Genomic DNA, 3,454 nt, shown 5'->3' with positions numbered 1-3,454 from the left:
CTGGCGGTGGAGTTTGCCCAGGAAAGCGGCCAGACGCTCATCGGATTTCTCCGGGGAAAGAACTTAAACGTCTATTCGCGTTCCGAGCGCATCAGATGACGGAATTCATGCGGCTAACATGAGAACTACTTGCCCTATTGGGTGCAACTCAAAGTGCCGGTTTCACCGACAGTTTTAGTCGCACCCGCCCCCATTCCCACCCCTTGCCTAACCGGGGGCGATGGTCTATTCTTGCGGAAGTAATGAGCATGTCTAAAGTGAGTTCCGCCCTGCACGTTGTCAAAACTCAGGCCCCCCGCGATCACGACGGTTCGGCCGAAACCTATTGGGTTCCCAACACCGATGTCTATGTTTGCGAAGAGGGATTAGTCATCAAAGTTGAACTGGCCGGCATGCGCCGGGAAGACTTGGAACTGATCGTGGAGAGCAATCGCCTCAAGATTCGAGGCTATCGACCCGATGGCTGCCGCGCGCCGAAATGCAAGTTTCTCGTCATGGAGATCAATTACGGCGCGTTCGCCACGGTGATCGAGCTGCCCAAAGGCTACGATCTCAGCCAGGCCCGCGCGGCTTACCAGAACGGGTTCCTGAGAATTGACGTCCCGGCCAACGGCGGAAAACGCCCGGATCCTCATTCCATTACCCTCGCAGCTTCAGAAACCAGGATTTCGTGAATCTTTTAGAGGTCGGCGGCATCTAAACCTTTAGGCCGGCAACTATGACCTCTCCCGACACTGAGTTTATCAGTATCCTGGACGCCTCGGCGGGCGGCGCGGAACTGGTCCCACCGAAAGTCGCCGCCAAATCGCTCCCCGATGTCCTTCCGGTTCTCGGACTGTCCGACATCGTGATCTTCCCCGGAATGGTCGCCCCGCTTCTGGTCGAATCGGCTCCCAGCATTCGCTTGATCGATGACGTCGTCGCGGGCGACCGCTTTCTCGCGCTCGTGCTCCAGCGCCGGGAAGACATCGAGAACCCGGCTCCAGAAGACTTGTGGCCTCACGGTTGTGCCGCGCGCGTGCTCAAGATGCTCAAATTCCCCGACAACACCGTCCGGGTGCTGGTCGAAGGGCTGCGGCGCGTCCGCATCGCCGATTACGTCAGCCAGGATCCCTATTTGAGCGCTAAGATCAAGGTGCTCAAGGAGGTCGATGATGAATCCCTGGAACTGGCGGCGCTGGCGCGCAACGTTCAACTTCAATTCCAGGAAATCATCAAACTCTCGCCCGCGCTGTCCGAACAGGTCAAAGTGACGGCGCTGAATACGGATCATCCCGGCAAGCTCGCGGACCTGATCGCGGCAAACCTCAACCTGAGCCTGGAAGAACGGCAACGCCTGCTGGAAACCAACGTGGTCAAGGACCGGTTGACCCGCTTGCTGCCCTTGGTGGGCAAGGAATTGGAGGTGCTGACGCTGGGCTCGAAGATTCAAAAGGAAGTCGCCTCCTCCATGTCGAAAAGCCAGCGCGACTTCTTCCTGCGCGAACAGATTCGCGCCATCCAACGCGAACTGGGCGAAAGCGATCCCAGCGCCCTGGAGATCAGTTCGCTTCGCGAGCAGATTGAAAAGGGTCAATTGTCCGAAGAAGCGGCCAAGGTTGCGCGCAAGGAATTGGAGCGGCTTCAGCAAATTCCCTTCTCCGCAGCCGAATACACCGTCACGCGCAACTACCTGGACTGGCTGATCAACCTCCCGTGGTCGAAGGCCACCGCCGACAAACTGGATCTCACGGACGCCGCTCGCGTCCTGGACGAACAGCATTTCGGGCTGACAAAGGTCAAAGATCGGCTCCTGGAATATCTGGCGGTGATTAAGCTTAAAAGGAAACTGAAAGGCCCGATCCTCTGCCTGGTGGGCCCGCCCGGCGTGGGCAAAACCTCTCTCGGCCAGAGTGTCGCCGAAGCGCTGGGGCGGAAACTGGGGCGCATTTCGCTCGGCGGCATGCGCGATGAAGCGGAAATTCGCGGCCACCGCCGGACGTACGTCGGCGCATTGCCAGGGAGAATCATCCAGAGCTTGCGCCGCGTCGAAACCAACAACCCGGTTATCCTGCTTGACGAGATCGACAAGGTGGGCTCAGATTTTCGCGGCGACCCCGCCGCGGCGCTCCTGGAAGTGCTCGATCCTCAGCAGAATTCCAACTTTACCGATCATTACCTGGACGTGCCGTTCGATTTGTCGCGCGTCCTGTTCATCACGACCGCGAACTGGCTCGATCCAATCCATCCGGCGTTGCGCGACCGGCTGGAGGTGCTCGAACTGCCCAGTTACACCACCAGCGAAAAAGTCCAGATCGCCAAACGCCACCTGGTTCCGCGCCAATTGGAGGAGCACGGCCTGAAACGGAAAGTCGTTCGTTTCTCGGAGGCCACCCTCCGGTATTTGATCGAGGATTACACGCGCGAAGCCGGCGTGCGGCAGTTGGAACGGGAAATCGCCACTTTAACGCGCAAAGCCGCGCGCCGAATCATTTCCAGCCCCACCGTCCAACAGCCCTTGATCATCGGCCCGGAGTCCCTGGCGGATTATCTGGGTTCGGTGCGTTATTTCTCGGAAACCGCCGAGGAAATCAAAGAGGTCGGCATCGCGGTCGGCCTGGGCTGGACGCCGACCGGCGGCGAGATTCTCTTCATTGAAGCCACCCGCATGCAGGGCAAAGGCAAGTTGATCCTCACCGGCTCGCTGGGCGACGTCATGAAGGAAAGCGCCCAGACGGCCCTCAGCTATTTGCGCAGCCAGGCAAAGTCCCTCCGCGTCGATTTGAGCAGCTTTGATTCGTTCGACATTCACATCCACATTCCCGCCGGGGCGACACCCAAGGACGGTCCAAGCGCGGGCGCGGCAATCCTCGTGGCTCTCGCTTCCCTGTTCACCGAACGCCGCGTGCGCTCGGATGTGGCGCTGACTGGCGAAATCAGCCTGCGAGGCCGAATCCTGCCGGTGGGCGGAATCAAAGAAAAAGTCCTGGCCGCGTCGCGGGCGAGGCTTAAGCAAGTGATCTTGCCGGAACGAAATCGAAAGGATTGGGAAGAAGTCCCGGCGGAAGTGCGGCAAAAGATCAAAGCCCGTTTCGTGCAACACATCTCGGAGTTGATTCCGCTTGCCTTGCACGCCAAATGAAGGGCAAAGGAGCTTCCCATGAACCGGACGGTAGGGCGAGCCTGTCCCCAGCGAGCCGGGCGGAACGTGTTCAGAGCTCGTCGAGCGGCTCGCCGGGACGGACTCGCCCTACCGAGTTCAGGGTCCGTGAGGAAGGCTCACTAGCGCAAGAAACTTCCCATGAACCGTTCGACGTTCAACGTTCGATGTTCGATGCGAGCGAGAAGTGCTTGGGAACCTGCCGTGCCCCTCACGGTAAGGCGAGCCTGTCCCCAGCGAGCCGGACTGGACGTGTTCCACACTCGTCGAGCGGCTCGCCGGGACGGACTCGCCCTACCGAGTTCAGGGTCCGTG

General features: G+C 59.7%; 4 protein-coding genes. All 4 read left to right on the top strand.

Annotation, left to right across the window (positions count from 1 at the left end; genetic code table 11):
• Positions 1-99, top strand: a 99-nt coding sequence (locus FJ398_26870) for a sulfurtransferase FdhD (GenBank protein MBM3841503.1), incomplete at its 5' end; no start/stop codon positions are given.
• A 143-nt stretch (positions 100-242) separates the two neighbouring features.
• Positions 243-674 (top strand): Hsp20/alpha crystallin family protein, encoded by a 432-nt coding sequence (locus FJ398_26865; protein ID MBM3841502.1) that lies wholly within the window; start codon positions 243-245, stop codon positions 672-674.
• A gap of 44 nt (positions 675-718) precedes the next feature.
• Positions 719-3,121: an endopeptidase La gene (gene lon / locus FJ398_26860; protein MBM3841501.1), complete on the top strand. Its 2,403-nt coding sequence runs from the start codon at positions 719-721 to the stop codon at positions 3,119-3,121.
• On the top strand, positions 3,118-3,454 hold a 337-nt coding region (locus FJ398_26855), incomplete at its 3' end, for a hypothetical protein (protein ID MBM3841500.1). The genes lon and FJ398_26855, both read left to right, overlap by 4 nt.

Source organism: Verrucomicrobiota bacterium (assembly GCA_016871535.1).
In the GTDB taxonomy this organism is placed as follows: domain Bacteria; phylum Verrucomicrobiota; class Verrucomicrobiia; order Limisphaerales; family SIBE01; genus VHCZ01.
This window is presented reverse-complemented; position numbering and strand designations above follow the sequence as displayed.